The 17121-nt window shown below is 43.1% G+C and carries 18 protein-coding genes; 10 read left to right on the top strand and 8 right to left on the bottom strand.

Annotated features, from left to right (window positions below; translation table 11 throughout):
- Positions 1–49 precede the first annotated feature (49 nt).
- A complete protein-coding gene (locus Q0203_RS02095) occupies positions 50–322 on the top strand; it encodes an acylphosphatase (protein ID WP_297929162.1) in 273 nt (90 codons plus the stop codon).
- On the opposite strand, the gene Q0203_RS02090 is transcribed toward Q0203_RS02095, so the two are convergent.
- The 6 genes from Q0203_RS02090 to Q0203_RS02065 all read right to left on the bottom strand — a co-directional run bounded on the left by Q0203_RS02090 (position 297) and on the right by Q0203_RS02065 (position 4946).
- The gene (locus tag Q0203_RS02090) at positions 297–1145 is read right to left on the bottom strand and encodes a metal ABC transporter permease (protein WP_297929161.1); all 849 of its coding nucleotides are present in this window, start codon (positions 1143–1145) and stop codon (positions 297–299) included. The genes Q0203_RS02095 and Q0203_RS02090 overlap by 26 nt on opposite strands.
- Positions 1142–1999: an iron ABC transporter permease subunit AfeC gene (gene afeC, locus Q0203_RS02085; protein WP_297929159.1), complete on the bottom strand. Its 858-nt coding sequence runs from the start codon at positions 1997–1999 to the stop codon at positions 1142–1144. The genes Q0203_RS02090 and afeC overlap by 4 nt, the downstream gene beginning before the upstream one ends.
- Entirely contained in the window at positions 1999–2889 is an 891-nt protein-coding gene (gene afeB / locus Q0203_RS02080; protein WP_297929157.1) for an ironABC transporter ATP-binding protein AfeB, read from the bottom strand. Before afeB ends, afeC begins: the two co-directional genes overlap by 1 nt.
- The gene (gene afeA, locus Q0203_RS02075) at positions 2889–3770 is read right to left on the bottom strand and encodes an iron ABC transporter substrate-binding protein AfeA (protein WP_297929155.1); all 882 of its coding nucleotides are present in this window, start codon (positions 3768–3770) and stop codon (positions 2889–2891) included. The genes afeB and afeA overlap by 1 nt, the downstream gene beginning before the upstream one ends.
- Before the next feature lie 99 nt (positions 3771–3869).
- Entirely contained in the window at positions 3870–4199 is a 330-nt protein-coding gene (locus Q0203_RS02070; RefSeq protein WP_109127751.1) for a TusE/DsrC/DsvC family sulfur relay protein, read from the bottom strand.
- An 84-nt stretch (positions 4200–4283) separates the two neighbouring features.
- Positions 4284–4946 (bottom strand): Bax inhibitor-1 family protein, encoded by a 663-nt coding sequence (locus Q0203_RS02065; protein ID WP_006717583.1) that lies wholly within the window; start codon positions 4944–4946, stop codon positions 4284–4286.
- A 316-nt stretch (positions 4947–5262) separates the two neighbouring features.
- On the opposite strand from Q0203_RS02065, the gene der reads away from it, so the two are divergent.
- Both der and Q0203_RS02055 read left to right on the top strand, forming a co-directional pair.
- Positions 5263–6792 carry a ribosome biogenesis GTPase Der gene (gene der / locus Q0203_RS02060; RefSeq protein WP_297929153.1) on the top strand — a complete coding sequence of 510 codons (1530 nt, stop codon included), beginning with the start codon at positions 5263–5265 and terminating at the stop codon, positions 6790–6792.
- A 353-nt stretch (positions 6793–7145) separates the two neighbouring features.
- Positions 7146–7355, top strand: a complete 210-nt coding sequence (locus Q0203_RS02055) for a cold-shock protein (protein WP_295973973.1) — start codon at positions 7146–7148, stop codon at positions 7353–7355.
- An 81-nt stretch (positions 7356–7436) separates the two neighbouring features.
- Here the strand turns inward: Q0203_RS02055 and Q0203_RS09645 are convergent, their stop codons facing one another.
- Positions 7437–7730, bottom strand: a complete 294-nt coding sequence (locus tag Q0203_RS09645; RefSeq protein WP_366517286.1) for a surface lipoprotein assembly modifier — start codon at positions 7728–7730, stop codon at positions 7437–7439.
- A 258-nt stretch (positions 7731–7988) separates the two neighbouring features.
- On the opposite strand from Q0203_RS09645, the gene metE reads away from it, so the two are divergent.
- Positions 7989–10262 (top strand): 5-methyltetrahydropteroyltriglutamate--homocysteine S-methyltransferase, encoded by a 2274-nt coding sequence (gene metE / locus Q0203_RS02050; RefSeq protein WP_297929151.1) that lies wholly within the window; start codon positions 7989–7991, stop codon positions 10260–10262.
- A gap of 52 nt (positions 10263–10314) precedes the next feature.
- Here metE and Q0203_RS02045 read toward each other — a convergent pair whose 3' ends face one another.
- Entirely contained in the window at positions 10315–10545 is a 231-nt protein-coding gene (locus Q0203_RS02045) for a YgjV family protein (protein ID WP_297929150.1), read from the bottom strand.
- A gap of 281 nt (positions 10546–10826) precedes the next feature.
- On the opposite strand from Q0203_RS02045, the gene lspA reads away from it, so the two are divergent.
- The 6 genes from lspA to nhaA all read left to right on the top strand — a co-directional run bounded on the left by lspA (position 10827) and on the right by nhaA (position 16981).
- On the top strand, positions 10827–11327 hold the full coding sequence (gene lspA / locus Q0203_RS02040) for a signal peptidase II (RefSeq protein WP_297929148.1): 501 nt from the start codon (positions 10827–10829) through the stop codon (positions 11325–11327).
- Positions 11324–12268, top strand: a complete 945-nt coding sequence (ispH, locus tag Q0203_RS02035) for a 4-hydroxy-3-methylbut-2-enyl diphosphate reductase (protein WP_297929146.1) — start codon at positions 11324–11326, stop codon at positions 12266–12268. Before lspA ends, ispH begins: the two co-directional genes overlap by 4 nt.
- Before the next feature lie 56 nt (positions 12269–12324).
- Positions 12325–14559, top strand: a complete 2235-nt coding sequence (locus tag Q0203_RS02030; RefSeq protein WP_297929144.1) for a transglycosylase SLT domain-containing protein — start codon at positions 12325–12327, stop codon at positions 14557–14559.
- A 39-nt stretch (positions 14560–14598) separates the two neighbouring features.
- Positions 14599–14907, top strand: a complete 309-nt coding sequence (gene trpR, locus Q0203_RS02025) for a trp operon repressor (protein WP_295973989.1) — start codon at positions 14599–14601, stop codon at positions 14905–14907.
- Positions 14885–15646: a monofunctional biosynthetic peptidoglycan transglycosylase gene (mtgA, locus tag Q0203_RS02020; protein ID WP_297929142.1), complete on the top strand. Its 762-nt coding sequence runs from the start codon at positions 14885–14887 to the stop codon at positions 15644–15646. Before trpR ends, mtgA begins: the two co-directional genes overlap by 23 nt.
- Positions 15647–15817: 171 nt before the next feature.
- Positions 15818–16981 (top strand): Na+/H+ antiporter NhaA, encoded by a 1164-nt coding sequence (nhaA, locus tag Q0203_RS02015; protein ID WP_297929140.1) that lies wholly within the window; start codon positions 15818–15820, stop codon positions 16979–16981.
- The last annotated feature ends 140 nt before the right edge of the window (positions 16982–17121 follow it).

The raw sequence follows: 17121 nt of genomic DNA, 5'->3' as shown, positions 1-17121 counted from the left end.
TGTTAGGCGTGAGTTTTTGTATTTTTCGCACATTTTAAGGAGAAAGCTGATGATCAAAAAACGCTTTCGTATTTACGGCCATGTACAAGGTGTTGGGTTTCGTTATTTTACTTGGCAATATGCGCTGAAAATCGGCGTAACGGGCTTTGTGCGTAATCTTGCCGACGGCTCCGTTGAGGTGGTCGCCGTCGGTTCGGAAAGTCAAATTGACGCCTTAGATGCTTGGTTACAACACGGTCCTCGTACGGCTATCGTGGACAATGTCTTCTCGGAAAATTATCTTGGCGAAAAAGAATTTACGGCGTTTCAAGTGCTACACTGAAACGCAGTTTGATTTTGCTATAAATAAGTGCGGTTAAAAATACCGCTGCTTGTAACAAAATAATGCAAGGGCCTGTCGCACCGTCAATGTGATAGCTGATAATCGTCCCGAAGATACTGGTGCTGATAGAGGTTGCCAAGGCAATGGTAATCATATGCTCAAAGCGCTTGGTTAAAATAAAGGCGGTAATACCTGGTGAAATAAGCATCGCAACGACTAAGATCACGCCGACCACTTGCATGGCACTGACGATGGTTAAAGCAAGGAGAATCAGCAAGCTGTAATGCAAAAGTCGAGGCGATAAGCCAACGATTTTAGCTTGCGTAGCATCAAAACAATAAAGTAAAAAATCTTTTCGACGTAAAAAAACAACCAAAAAAACGACCGCACTGATGACGAGCGTTTGCAACATTTCTGCATCGCTTACGCCAAGCAAGTTACCAAATAAAATATGGGTTAAATGTTGATCCGTTTCAATTTTGCTAAACAAGACAATCCCGAGCGCAAACATGCCTGAAAAGACAATCCCCATGGCGGTATCTTCTTTAATACGACTGTTTTCTTTTAAATAACCTACGCAAACAGAACAGGTTAAACCCGCAACAAAGGCACCGATAGCTAAGGGCAATCCTAACCAAAACGCCACCACAATACCCGGCAGAACGGCATGAGAAATGGCATCGCCCATTAACGACCAACCTTTTAATACTAAATAGCAGGAGAGCATGGCGCAAATAACGGAGACCAATAGTGCTGTGAACAACGCGTTTTGCATAAAGGGATAGGCGAAAGGCTCGGTGAACCATTGATAAATAGCGTTCATTGTTGCACCTCTTCTTTCGTGATTGGTTTACGCTGGAGGATTAAGCCGTATTTTGGCGAAAAAATAAAAGCCAACAGGAAAAGTGCGGTCTGAATACAAACAATAACGCCGCCTGTTGCGCCATCCAAGAAATAGCTGATATAAACGCCAATCGCGCTGGAAAGAATGCCTAGGATAACGGCAATCATGGCAAGGGTTTTAAAGCGATCAGTAAGCAAATAAGCGGTGGCACCCGGCGTGATCACCATAGCGATGACTAAAATCGCCCCAACGGTTTGCAAGGCGGCAACGACACAGGCACTCAGCAACGTAAAAAACAGCACTTTGTAATAAATTGGTGTGAGACCTACGGAAGTGGCATGGACTTCATCAAAGAAAATTAATAACAGATCTTTCCAAAAAATGAGTAATAAGATTAGGCTGATGCCAATGATGATTGCCACTTGAAGTATATCTTCATCCGCAATACCCAGGATGTTACCTAACACAATATCTTGCACGTTGACGGAGGTTGGATTGAGGGAAATGATCAACAAACCAAGCGCAAAAAAAGTGGTAAAAATGAAGCCGATAACCGCATCTTCCCGCAGTTTGGTAATGGATTTCACCCATAAAATAGACACGGCAGCTAAGATACCGGAAAAGAAAGCGCCTAATGCATAAGGCAGGGAAAGCGCATAAGCGATGGCAACACCGGGGACAACCGAGTGGGAAAGGGCATCACCGATGAGCGACCAACCTTTCAGCATTAAATAAGCAGACAAAAAAGCACAGACACCGCCCACGGCAGAACTGAGCAAAATGGCTTTCACCATATAATCATAGGAAAAAGGTTCCAGTAAGAGATCTAACATTACGGTTTTTCCTCTGATTTGCAATGTTTTACAATTGGCGCTGGTGGATCGACTTTGGTTTTTCCATAGAACACTGCCGCGCGCTCATCATCGGTAAGGACGGTAACGGCACGTGGATCTTCATCATCGTGCAAATCTGAACCAAGTAACTTAATGTGGCGCAATACGCCACCAAAGACCAATTCTAAGTTATGTTGATTAAACGTGGTTTCTGTTGAACCGGCGGCGATGACCGTGCGATTAATCATCACCACCTGATCGCAAAAATCCGGTACGGAACCAAGGTTATGCGTGGAGACCAAAATAAGATGCCCTTCGTTGCGTAATTGCCCGAGTAAATCAACAATGGCATTTTCGGTTTGCACATCCACGCCGGTGAAAGGTTCATCCAGTAAAATAATCTTACTTTGTTGGGCAAGTGCGCGAGCTAAAAATACGCGCTTTTTCTGCCCGCCGGAAAGTTCGCCAATTTGACGATGGGCAAGGTGCTCAATATTCACCCGTTGCATGGCTTCTTGCACTTTTTGCTTATCGGTTTCACTTGGGCGGCGCAAGAAATTCATGTAGCCATAGCGTCCCATCAGCACCACATCATAAACAGACACCGGAAATTGCCAGTCCACTTCTTCCGATTGAGGCACATAAGAGACCAGGTTTTGTTTTAATGCCTGTTTAATTGGTAAATGACACAACTTAATATTGCCTCGTTGCGGATGAATCAATCCCATGAGACTTTTAAACAAGGTCGATTTTCCGCTACCATTTACGCCCACGAGGGCACAGGTGGTGCCACCTTCCAAGTGAAAGGAGACATTATGGATGGCGGTGTGGCCGTTGTTATAGCGAACGGTCACGTCTTCAACACAGATCGAGGCAATATTCGATGACATTATTTTTCAAATCCTTTTACGATAGTGGACACGGTGGTATTTAACAAATCGACATAAGTCGGCACCGGGCCATTTTTATTGGAAAGGGAATCCACATAAAGTACGCCGCCGTATTTTGCACCGCTTTCTTTCGCCACTTGTTTTGCCGGTTTAGGTGAAATAGTGCTTTCACTGAATACAACCGGAATGTTGTTGGCTTTAACGGTTTCAATCACTTTGCGAACCTGTTGCGGCGTACCTTGTTGTTCTGCGTTAATCGGCCATAAATAGGCTTCTTTAAAACCATAGTCACGGGTGAGATAGCTGAAAGCGCCTTCACTGGTAACTAACCAACGTTGAGCTTCCGGCACTTGTGCTAATTTTTCACGAAGCGGTTTATCCAACTCTTTGATTTTTTGTGCATAAAGTGCGGCGTTTTTTTCGTATGTTTCTTTATTTTGCGGATCGTATTTTACCAACGCATTTTTAATATTCTCAATATAAATCAATGCATTGGAAGGGGACATCCAAGCGTGCGGATTTGGGTTGCCGGTATAAGGACCTTCATTAATGGACATTGGTTCGATCCCTTCAGTCACAACAACCGCCGGTTTATCTTTCACGTTTTGGAAGAATTTTTCAAACCAACGCTCAAGGTTTAAACCGTTCCATAAGACTAAATCGGCAGATTGTGCTTTCACAATATCTTTTGGGGTCGGCTCATAATCATGAATTTCAGCACCCGGTTTGGTAATTGATTCCACGGTAGCCGCATCACCGGCGATATTTTGCGCCATATCTTGAATGATGGTGAAGGTGGTAACGACTTTAAATTTTGCATAAGCCAAGCTAGAGCCTAAACTTAATGCAAGCACACTGATTAATGTCGCGAATAAACGCATGTTTTTCTCCTTTGAAAAGTTTTAGTAAAAAATAACAACATAAGTTGCAGGGTGAATTATATTCTTTTATTTTTCAAATGCAAATAATTCGCAAATGAGTTATAGGCATTTTGCCGGTTTGGGTAACCCGGCTAATTTGGTTGCTTGTTTTGCCGGACCGTCAGGAAACAAACGTTGTAAATAACGGCTATTGCCTTTGTCTTCCCCCAGTTTTTGTGCTGTGGCTTTTACCAACATACGAATAGCCGGTGAGGTTTTGTATTCCTGATAAAACGCCCGCACAAAATGAATGATTTCCCAGTGGGCATCGGTTAATTCCAAATTCTCTAATTTCGCAATGGCTTGCGCGACTTCGATATTCCAATCATCAATATTGAGCAAATAACCCGAAGCATCGGTTTCGATGTGTTTATTATTGACTTCAAGCATGATAATAACCTTAGTATTTATGAGGACGGATTATATAAAAACGCCCCAAAGAAGGGGCGTTGAATTTATCTATCAAATTAATAATTAATCTCTAGAAGAGAAGAAGGAAAGTAAGTTTAACAAACTGATAAACAGGTTGTAGATAGACACAAATAAACTGACTGTTGCACGAATGTAGTTGGTTTCACCACCGTGAATGATGTTACTGGTTTCATACAAAATTCCCATGGTGGAGAAAATCACGAACAACGCGCTAATGCCTACATAAAGTGCCGGGAATTGGAAGAAGAAACTCGCGACCATGCCAAGTAATAACACCACGAATAAGGCTAGAATCGTACCGGATAAGAAGGACATGTCTTTCTTCGTGGTTAAGACATAAGCGGAACAAGCGAAGAACGTCGCTGCAGTGCCGGCTAATGCTAACACGATAGCATCACCCAAACCTGCGCTCACATAAGCATTTAAAATCGGCCCTACGGTGTAACCTAAGAAACCAGTGAAGGCAAAAGCAGATAAAATCCCTAATGCACTATTTGCTAGGGCATTAGTTAAGAAAAGCAGCCCATAGAATCCCACAAGCATGATGATAAGCCCCGGTCTTGGTAAATTCATTGCCATGGACACATAAGCTACCACAGCGGAAAAGGCTAATGTTAACGCTAACAAGAAATAGGTGTTACGCAACACTTTGTGCGTGCTAAGCAACGATTCTTCTCTGCTGTCAACAATAATACGAGATTGCATAAAAACTCCTTTAAATTTAAAGAAAATAAGCGGTTGAGATCTTTGTGTAAGGTAAGGGCTGAGACGCTAAATGTCAATTGATCCTATCAATATTTGTCTTTAAAAAAACGATATGAGATGGGAATAGAACACTTTCTTTCCGAACCATTCAATCACACTGTCGCATCGTCAGCCTCCTCTACTCTCCCGACATCCACATTTCACTTAAACAACGCCTTGTCATTTCTCATCATGACCAAAATCCGCTATAATGCCAGCCATTTTTCAAGTGCCGATATCAATATTCCCGTGGCACATTCATTTATAAGAGGTTTTTATGACAACTCCCGTAGTTGCCTTGGTGGGTCGTCCAAACGTGGGCAAATCCACCCTATTCAATCGTCTCACCCGTACCCGTGATGCATTAGTCGCCGACTTTCCAGGTCTAACCCGAGATCGTAAATATGGCCACGCGCATCTTGCCGGACACGATTTTATCGTCATTGACACCGGCGGTATCGACGGCACGGAAGAAGGCGTAGAAGAAAAAATGGCGGAGCAATCATTGCTTGCCATTGAAGAAGCAGACATCGTTTTATTCTTAGTAGATGCCCGTGCCGGCTTAACGTCAGCGGATATCGGCATTGCAAACTATTTGCGCCAACGCCAAAACAAAACCACCGTGGTGGTTGCCAACAAAGTAGACGGCATTGATGCTGATTCCCACTGTGCTGAGTTCTATCAATTAGGCTTAGGTGAAATCGCCCAAATTGCGGCTTCTCAAGGACGCGGTATCGCCAACCTGATGGAACAAGTATTAAGTCCGTTAGCGGAAAAAATGGCGGAAAAAGAGGAAGAAAGTGCGGTAGAAAATGATGATGTTTCTGAAATGGCTCAACACGATGAATGGGATGAGGATTTCGATTTTTCAAATGAAGAAGATACTGCGCTTTTAGATGAAGAATTGGCGCAGGAACAAACACCGGACAGTCAAAATATCAAAATTGCCATTGTAGGACGTCCGAACGTGGGCAAATCCACGCTGACTAATCGTATTTTAGGCGAAGATCGCGTGGTGGTTTACGATATGCCGGGCACCACCCGCGACAGTATTTACATTCCGATGGAACGTGACGGCCAACAATACACCTTAATCGACACTGCCGGTGTGCGTAAACGCGGTAAAGTGCATTTAGCGGTAGAAAAATTCTCTGTAATCAAAACATTACAAGCCATTCAAGACGCCAACGTAGTGCTATTGGTCATTGACGCACGAGAAAACATCTCCGACCAAGACTTGTCCCTCCTCGGCTTTATTTTAAATGCTGGCCGTTCTTTGGTAATTGTGGTGAATAAATGGGATGGATTGGACACCGATGTCAAAGATCGCGTGAAATCCGAACTCGATCGTCGTTTAGATTTTATTGATTTTGCCCGCGTGCACTTTATTTCTGCCTTACACGGCAGCGGCGTTGGTAATTTATTTGATTCCGTCAAAGAAGCCTACGAATGCGCGACGCAGAAAATGACAACATCCATGCTGACTCGTATTCTGCAAATCGCGGTGGACGAACATCAACCGCCGATGATTAGCGGTCGTCGCGTGAAACTGAAATATGCCCACCCCGGTGGCTACAATCCGCCAATCATTGTGATTCATGGTAACCAAGTAGATAAACTACCGGATTCTTACAAGCGTTATTTATCCAACCATTTCCGCCGTAGTCTGAAAATTATCGGCTCGCCGATTCGTCTGCAATTCCAAGAAGGGAACAACCCATTTGCCGGCAAACGAAATAAACTCACGCCAAACCAATTACGTAAACGTAAACGTTTGATGAAGTTTATTAAGAAATCGAAAAGATAGCAGTATAAAAATTTTACTTTACTATTTATTGATAATAAAAAGCCGAACTGAAACAATCTTGTGTCCTCCGCCCTCACAAAAGGCGGAGGTTTTTTAATAGTTTCATTTTAAAGAAGATATAAATAAAACAGCGGATTAGATATAAATAGATTGTTTTCATTCCATTGGTGTGCTCTAATTCACAACACGCTAGACAATCACTTCAGTAAGTTAGTTATTTCGCTTCTTCCTTATTCAAATTTTAAATTTGCGCTTTGAAGATTCAATTTATCCATCTCTATTTAAGTCAAATCACTAGCGACTCGTGCTGACAATAAGCATACAATTTCATTATTTTCAATAAGGAAGACAATATGTCTAAACTAAACGGTAACGTAAAATGGTTCAATTCAACAAAAGGTTTCGGATTTATCGCCCCTGAAGACGGTTCTAAAGACGTTTTCGTGCACTTCTCCGGCATCGTGGGCAATAATTTCCGTACTTTAAACGAAGGGGATCGTGTTGCTTTTAACGTACAGGATTCCCAACGTGGTCTGACAGCTGTTGATGTTGAAGTGATTTAATTACTTTTCTATATAAAAAATTAGCCCTTTCACTAAAGGGCTAATTTTTACTTATTAATAAATCACAAAGTGCGGTATTTTTTAGAAACTTTTACTCACATCAAAAAGTATTTGATTTTTATCGTATGAATAAATCGGCAAATTACTGTTTGTTTTTGCATAAACCCAAGTTAATCTAGGCGTAAACCCCGCATAATGTATCTTTTTGTGCCAAATAGATAACACCACATTGTATTCATCATTTTTCTGTTTAACTCGAAAAAATGATGCTTCTCGATAAGTACGTTTAGCATACCCTACACTAGCATTTGTTGATATGCCCAATGGCCATTCTTTTCCCCAAGTTAAAAAATAAGAGCTAAAAAGATAAAGCAATATATTTAAAATATATATCCCATGATATGTATTAACTTCTATTAAAAGAATAAATTTTATCGAAGTAACCTAAAGTGCGGTGCATTTTCACAGCGTTTTTTGCTCGTCACATATCTTAACGCCATAAATTACAAGATTATTAAAATTTTTCATAAACTTTCAGAAAATTATTAATTTGCATAATAAACCTGATTCCGTCATTCTAGCCTCGTACAGACGTTTAGCCGTCTAAATCATTTAACATATCGAGGAATTAACATGACAACATTTCATTTATCGGGTTTCCCACGCGTAGGGGCAAAACGTGAACTTAAATTTGCCCAAGAACGTTACTGGCGCGGTGAAATCGCCGAAGCCGATTTATTAGACATTGCAAAAAAATTACGTGAAATTAACTGGCAACATCAAGCCAATGCGAATGCGGATTTCGTGGCGGTTGCTGACTTCACTTTCTACGATCATATTTTAGATTTGCAAGTGGCGACAGGTGCGATTCCTGCGCGTTTTGGTTTCGACAGCCAAAACTTAACCTTGGATCAATATTTCCAATTGGCGCGTGGCAATAAAACACAATTCGCCATTGAAATGACAAAATGGTTCGACACCAACTATCACTATCTCGTGCCTGAATTCCACAAGGACACCCAATTTAAAGCCAACCCGGCGCACTATGTGCAACAAATCCGTGAAGCTAAAGCCCTTGGTCACAAGGTAAAACCCACCATCGTTGGCCCATTAACCTTCCTTTGGTTAGGGAAAGAAAAAGGCGCAGCCTTCAACCGTTTCGATTTATTAAACAAACTCGTGCCGGTTTATGTGGACATCTTAAACGCATTAACCGCTGAAGGTGTGGAATACATTCAAATTGATGAGCCTGCTTTAACCTTAGATTTACCGGCAGAATGGATTGTCGCCTATAAAGCGGTTTATGCGACGTTTGCTGCACAAGTCAACGCTAAACTGTTGCTTGCGACGTATTTTGGCTCTGTCGCTGAACACGCCGATTTATTGAAATCTTTGCCGGTAGCCGGTCTCCACATTGATTTGGTGCGCGCGCCGGAACAAGTGTATGAATTCGTTGATTACGACAAAATCCTTTCCGTAGGCGTGATTGACGGCCGTAATATTTGGCGTGCCAACTTAAACCAAGTGTTAGACGTGGTTGAACCACTAAAAGCGAAATTAGGTGAGCATTTATGGATTGCGCCAAGCTGTTCTCTACTCCATACGCCTTATGATTTAGCGGTGGAAACCCAGCTGCAAACCAACAAGCCGGAGCTTTATCAATGGTTGGCGTTCACCTTGCAAAAAATTCAAGAATTACGCGTCATTAAAATCGCACTTGAGCAAGGCAGAGCAGCTGTGCAAGCCGATCTTGATGCTAGCCAAGCGGCAGCTGACGCGCGTAAAAACTCCCATGAAATCCACCGCACTTGTGTGGCGGAACGTTTGGCAAATCTGCCGAAAAATGCCGATCAACGTAAATCGCCATTTGCAGAACGGATTAAATTACAAAATGCGTGGTTAAATCTACCGTTGCTGCCAACCACCAACATCGGTTCCTTCCCGCAAACCACGGAAATTCGTCATGCCCGTGCCGCCTTCAAAAAAGGCGATCTCAGCTTGACAGATTACGAAGCGGCAATGAAAAAAGAAATTGAATTCGTGGTGCGCGAGCAAGAAAAATTGGATTTAGACGTGTTAGTACATGGCGAAGCAGAACGTAACGACATGGTGGAATACTTCGGCGAATTGCTCGATGGTTTCGCATTTACCAAATTCGGTTGGGTACAAAGTTACGGTTCCCGCTGCGTCAAACCACCGGTCATTTACGGCGATGTGACCCGTCCGGAACCAATGACCGTGCGTTGGTCGCAATATGCTCAAAGCCTCACCAACAAAGTGATGAAAGGGATGTTGACCGGCCCGGTAACGATTTTACAATGGTCTTTCGTGCGTAACGACATTCCACGTTCAACGGTGTGTAAACAAATTGCCGTGGCGCTTTCTGATGAAGTGTTGGACTTAGAAAAAGCGGGGATCAAAGTCATCCAAATTGACGAACCGGCCATTCGCGAAGGCTTACCGCTCAAACGTGCCGATTGGGACGCTTATTTACAATGGGCAGGTGAAGCTTTCCGTTTAAGTTCAATGGGTTGTAAAGATGATACGCAAATTCACACACACATGTGTTATTCCGAATTTAACGACATTTTACCGGCCATTGCCGCCCTAGATGCCGACGTGATCACCATCGAAACCTCCCGTTCCGACATGGAATTACTTACTGCTTTCGGTGATTTCAAATACCCGAACGACATCGGCCCGGGCGTGTACGATATCCACAGCCCACGCGTACCGACCGCAGAAGAAATCGAACATCTTCTTCACAAAGCGTTACAAGTGGTACCAAAAGAACGCTTATGGGTAAACCCGGACTGCGGCCTAAAAACCCGCGGCTGGCCGGAAACCATCGCCGCATTAAAAGTGATGGTGGATGTCACGAAGAAATTACGTGCGGAATTAGCCTAGTTTAAAGGTAAAAGAAAAGCTGAATCTCGGGAAAGGTTCAGCTTTTATCTTTCTATTGCTTCTCCTGTTTTAGTCGCCACAGTTGATACAGATTTACGGCGACTAAAAAGATATTCAATAACGCAACCGGATAAGTCTGTTTAACGAGCCCATAAATGACGAATAAAATCGCACCGATACAATTAACGGTTCTGAGGGAAACTATCGATTTAAACAAAAATGAAACCGCGACAAAAAGGGTTGCAGTGTAACCTAACAGTTCAATAAAATCTATACCCAACATAATCGTCTCAATTCTAGAAATAAAAGGGCGGCTATCATATTGTAAATTTCACAAAAAGCAAGCCTGACTATCGACACCTGACTGAAAAGTGCGGTGATTTTTCAACACGTTTTAAACGCTTTGCCATTTCACGAAAATCCATTACGTCATTCCATGGTGTTCGCCTGCAACATAAAATGACGTATATCTATTCGCTTTCTCATCACCTTTTTCTGTATAAACCCTTGCCTTGTGCTAGAATGGCGACCTAATTTTGATCATGATTTTATTTAGGAAACATTATGTCCCAACAAAAATCCGGACTCTCTTTTCTCTGGCTAAGTGCGGTCGCTTTTTTGCTTGATTTGCTGACAAAGTACATTGTGGTACAAAAATTTGATTTGTATGAAAGCGTGAACATTCTGCCGGTGTTTAATCTCACTTATGTACGCAATTATGGCGCGGCATTCAGCTTTTTGGCGAATCACGATGGTTGGCAAAAATATTTCTTTATTCTGTTGGCGATTAGTATTTCTCTGATGCTGGCGTATTTCATGAAGAAAAATCGTGCAGACCAAAAATTACAAAATTCAGCTTATGCCCTGATTATTGGTGGTGCGCTTGCTAATATGGTGGATCGTGCCTATAACGGTTTTGTGGTGGATTTCTTTGATTTTTATTGGGATATTTATCATTATCCGGTGTTTAATGTGGCGGACATTGCCATTTGTATCGGCGCCGGTTTATTGGCATTAGATGCCTTTAAAGGTGATAAGAACAAACAAAAGAGCGGTCAAAAATGAAGATAATTTTAGCCAACCCACGCGGTTTTTGTGCCGGTGTCGATCGTGCCATCAGTATTGTTGAACTGGCGTTGGAAATTCATGGTGCGCCCATTTATGTACGCCACGAAGTGGTGCATAACCGTTTTGTGGTGAACGGCTTGCGTGAACGCGGCGCCATTTTTGTGGAAGAACTGAGTGAAGTGCCGGATGGCGCCATTGTGATTTTTTCCGCTCATGGCGTATCCCAAGCAGTGCGTCAAGAAGCGAAAGACCGCAATCTCAAAGTATTTGACGCCACTTGCCCTTTGGTGACCAAAGTACATATGCAAGTGGCGCGTGCCAGTAAAAAAGGGACGAAAGCGATTCTCATCGGCCACAAAGGCCATCCGGAAGTGGAAGGCACCATGGGGCAATACGGCAACCAAGAGGGTGGTATTTATCTCATTGAAAGTATCGAGGATATTGCTAACCTCCCCGTAAGCCACAATGATGATTTAACCTTTATGACACAAACGACGCTGTCTTTAGATGATACGGCGGAAACCATCAGTGCCTTAAAAGAAAAATACCCTGCGATTCAAGGCCCACATAAAAACGACATTTGTTATGCCACCACCAACCGTCAACAGGCGGTGCGCGAACTGGCAAAACAATCCGATTTAGTGGTCGTGGTAGGCTCCAAAAACTCCTCTAACTCTAACCGTTTGGCAGAGTTGGCTTCCCGTATGGGAGTGGCGTCTAAGTTAATTGATGATCCCAATGATATTCAGCCGGATTGGTTTAACGGCGTGCAAACCATTGGTGTCACCGCAGGTGCTTCCGCGCCGGAAGAATTAGTGCAATCGGTGATTGCGCGCATGAAAGAATTTGGCGTCACGGATGTAGAAGAATTGCAGGGGCTCGAAGAAAATATGTTCTTTGAAGTGCCAAAAGAATTGCGCGTAAAAGAGGTTAATTAAGCGGTTATTACCCCACACCTTCTTTTCACCTTATTTATCTTTGTCGGAAACTCACGATGCGATATTTGAAACAAGCTTCCATTTCTTTGCTCATGTTGACCGCACTTTCGTTTTCAGCCTTAGGATCACATACTCATAAGGCTGAACGTAAACCGAACCTATCCCATCAACAAGCCGAATGGTCGAAAGCCCAACATGCAGATGAACTCAAACACCTTGCTCAACGGGCGACATTTTTACAGTTAGAAAATCTGTTAAAAAGTGCGGTGAAAAATAACAACGTTTCCGATAATGCCGAGTTATATCTTAAACTTATTGATTCCCTAAAAGACTATCCTCTGAAAACAGACGCCATGTCCACTTACCTCGAAGCGCGCATAAAAAGCGTCAATCAAGATACCCCAGCAGAAGATGTCAACGCATTAAAACAAGAAATAGAACAACTTATCCAACAATATCCTACGCATTTTTTACGTTCACGATGGGAACAAAGTCTTTTCACGCTATTAATAAATGCGAATGATATGGAAGGATTAGTCCATTATGCGCAACGCATTACGCCAAACACCTTGGAAATGCAAATTGCCGTTTTAAACGCCGAACTGCAACAGGAAAGCACAAACAACACAACAGATAAAAAACAAGCTTCCAACGCAAATACAAATGTTATTTCTCGTTATGAACAGCTTTGGTTAGCTAACAGCAAACTGCCTAACGATGCTCAACTTTGGGCAGCGTGGTATGCTCGCGGCGGCAGAACGGCAGCGAAAGTTTATCAAAAAGCGGAAATGCTCTTCGCCAAAAATGATGAAAACGGCTTAGCACTCTTAGTCACGGAATTACATCGCATGACCGGTGAGAACGAAGACGAAAAAATTGCCGCCCAATTACAACTGTTGCAAACACTCATCAAAACACCGGCAAGTTTAGCCGAATTCACCGCAAGATTACCGCTGACGGAAAATAACACTGCCCTACTGAAATTTGCGGTGGTACAAAGTTTTCCGCGCTATTTGCGTACGTTGCCCGAAAACATGAAAGATCCCGGCTTTGCGCCTTATGCACAATGGGCGAAAGACTGGCAACTGACTGACGCAGAAATGCGTGAATGGGAAATCGCGTTTTTAAATCGTTTTTTTGATAACGAAAGCCCGTTATTTCAACAATGGCGGGATGCGGAAATTCTCAAATTAAAAGCAGATAACCTTACCGAACGCCGTTTGCGTATGGCGATTTGGCAAAAAACCGATTTAGCGCCATGGCTCAACACCCTCTCTGATGAAGGCCGTCAAAAACAAGAATGGCGTTATTGGTTCGCCAAAACCATCGCGAAAAGCGATAGCCAAAAAACAACAGAAATATGGACCGCACTTTCTCATGAACGAGGATTTTATCCGATGTTGGCGGCAGCCAAATTAGATCCGCAAACGCGTGGTAACCGTTATCACTTCGAGCCACCTAAATTACCCATTACCCCGAGCATGACCGATGAAGCTTGGGCTGATACATTTAACGAGGTACAACCGGTATTGGAAGAAATTGCCGAATTGCGCCAACTGGATCGACTTGGTGCCGCGAAACAACGTTGGCGTTTCCTGTTAGAAAATCTTTCTGCCGATCGGAAAAAAGAAAGACAAATTGCTCTCAGCCAATATGCCAACCAGCAAGATTGGTTTGATTTAGGCGTGGATGGCACCATTATTGCGAAGGCATTAGATTACATTCAAGTGCGCCTGCCAATGGCTTATAGCCATTATTATGACATTGCATTAAAACCACGCCGTCTTACCTTAAGCAAAGGCAAACCGCAAACATCGCGAAACACGCCTGTCAGTAAAACGTTTGCGATGGCAATTTCCCGACAAGAAAGCGCATGGAATCCACAAGCACAATCTTCCGCCAATGCGCGCGGATTAATGCAGCTTTTGCCAAGTACCGCTAAAGCGACTGCCAGTCATGCCAAATTGCCTTATACGGATGAAGCAGATTTATTTAAGCCGCTGAATAATATTTTGCTCGGCACGGCATATTTGGCGGAGTTAAATGCCAAATATCCAAATAACCGGATTCTCATTGCTTCAGCTTATAATGCCGGCGCACACCGTGTGGAAAAATGGTTGGCGCGCGCCAATGGTAAGTTAGAAATGGACGAATTCGTAGCATCCATTCCGTTTTATGAAACGCGAGGCTATGTGCAAAATGTCCTGACTTACGATTTTTACTATCAGCGATTGCAAAACAAAGAAGATCCACAAACTTTTAGCAATGAAGAATATGATCGGCTATACTAGGCGCACTAGTTTAATAGTATAGGATGTAGGATCGTTGATATGTACATTAGTCGCAATTTAGAACAATGGAATGCCTTTCTTGATATGTTAAAAACCGCATTCGAACAGGGCAAAGCACAAGATGTCTTAACCTTATTGCTCACCGCTGACGAACGGGATGCCGTAGGGTTACGCTTACAAATTATCGCGCAATTATTGGATAAAAACCTACCACAACGAGAAATTCAACAAAATCTCAATACCAGCGCAGCAACCATTACACGGGGTTCCAATATGCTAAAAACCATGGATCCCGAATTTATCGACTGGATAAGAAACCAACTGAATGTGTCACAAAAAGCTGACTAATGTTATTTTGAAACGGTTAACGCCGTTTAACGTCAGATTGCGCCGATTTCACTTTTCCTACAAAAGTGCGGTGCGTTTTTTCATTCGTTTTTTTCTCGCCATCGTTGCCATCACATTTCTTTTTCGCTTTATTCCCATCCCCTGCTCAGCGTATATGTTGCAACAAAAAGTCGCCCATTTATTCGCCGGCGATATGAAATACACGACACGCTACCAATGGATTAGTATTGACGATATTGCTTGGCCAATGCAATTAGCCGTGATTGCCGCCGAAGATCAAAATTTTCCGACACATTACGGGTTTGATTTCAATGCCATTGAAAGAGCCTTCAAGTATAATCAAAAAAGCCAACGCACGCGTGGCGCGTCAACGATTTCTCAACAAACTGCTAAAAATCTCTATTTATGGCATGGACAAAGTTGGCTTCGGAAGGGAATTGAGGTGCCTGCCACCCTGTTGTTAGAAACCCTCTGGTCTAAAAAACGCATTCTAGAAGTGTATTTAAACATTGCGGAATTTGGCGAAGGCATTTATGGCGTGGAAGCCGCCAGCCAATTTTATTTCAAAAAGTCAGCAAAAAATTTATCGCCAAATGAAGCCGCACTTTTAGCCGCCGTTTTGCCTAACCCGATCGTTTATCATGTTAATGCACCGGGCGCTTACACCAAACGCAGACAGTTGTGGATTCAACATCAAATGAATCAACTCGGCAAAGCCTATTTACAAAAATTAATGTAATGACATGCTGCTTGCCAAAATAAATGAAATCGCTTTAAAAATAAAAAATAGTGAGAATAACATTAATCAATCCCAACTTTTCTTGAAAATATCATTCATTTCCTGTAACTTTCTTAACTTTCATATTTATGCTTTGCCTTTCAGGCGTTATCTCAGGGAGTATTATTGTTTATGCAACGTATCCAAAAATTTTTCCAATCTGAAGCCAGCGGTGGCGTATTGCTGCTGATTTTTGCCTTGATGGCCATTGTGCTCGCCAACACGGCACTGAGCGAAAACTATTTTCACTTTTTAGATACCCCGGTCAGCGTACAATTTGGCGCATTTAGTATTGCCAAGCCCCTACTCATGTGGGTAAACGATGGTTTTATGGCAGTATTTTTCGTTTTGGTTGGCATGGAAGTCAAACGTGAAATGCTAGAAGGCTCGCTCTCAAGTTATCAACAAGCGATCTTCCCTGCCATTGCGGCAATCGGGGGTATGGTAGTACCGGCTTTAATTTATTTTTTGATTGCGCAAGGTGCGCCGGAAATTCAGTCCGGCTGGGCAATTCCGATGGCGACAGACATTGCTTTTGCCGTCGGGATTGTTGCGCTTTTAGGCAAGCGCGTCCCTTTACCGCTCAAAGTCTTTTTATTGGCACTTGCCATTATTGATGACCTCGGCGCCATTGTTGTCATTGCAATTTTTTACTCACACGAACTCAGTACGCCGGCGCTGATTACCGCCGCCATCACCATCAGTATTTTGGTCACCATGAATCGCTTTAAAGTCAGTGCGCTTTGCGCCTATATGGTGGTCGGTTTGATTTTATGGGCTTCCGTACTCAAATCAGGCGTTCATGCCACCTTGGCAGGCGTGATCATCGGTTTTTGTATCCCAATGCAGGGACGCCAAGGTGAAAAGCCCCTGCATCAATTCGAACATATTTTGGCGCCATGGTGTAGCTATTTGATTCTGCCGTTATTTGCGTTTTCTAATGCCGGTGTCTCCTTGGAAAACGTGGGATTCTCCAGCTTAAGCTCACCACTCACCTTGGGCATTATGCTCGGTTTAATCATCGGCAAACCGCTTGGCGTTTTCCTGTTCAGTTACTTATCGGTGAAATTACGTCTTGCAAAATTACCTGAAGGCATCCATTTCACGCAGATTTTTGCGATTGCCGTACTCTGCGGTATCGGCTTTACTATGTCGATGTTCCTTGCCGGCCTTGCCTTCGGAGAAACCGGGCATGATAACTTTGACACCCTCTCTCGTCTCGGTATTTTATTGGGCTCGTGTGTGTCAGCCTTGTTAGGTTATGCGTTGTTAAGAAAAACAACGTCAGCGCACTAAGCGTACTAAGAGAAAATAAAAATAAGCGAACATTTTAAGTAACGATAAAAGAATCGTAGCGTGCAACTTGTTGCACGCTACGCACGAAATCATGAATTACGCATTGAGGTTAATCATTCGTGCAACAAGTTGCACGCTAC

It is taken from the genome of uncultured Aggregatibacter sp. (genome assembly GCF_938046485.1).
Lineage (GTDB): Bacteria > Pseudomonadota > Gammaproteobacteria > Enterobacterales > Pasteurellaceae > Aggregatibacter.
Note: the sequence above shows the minus strand (reverse complement) of the source record. Positions and strands in the feature narration are given on the sequence as shown.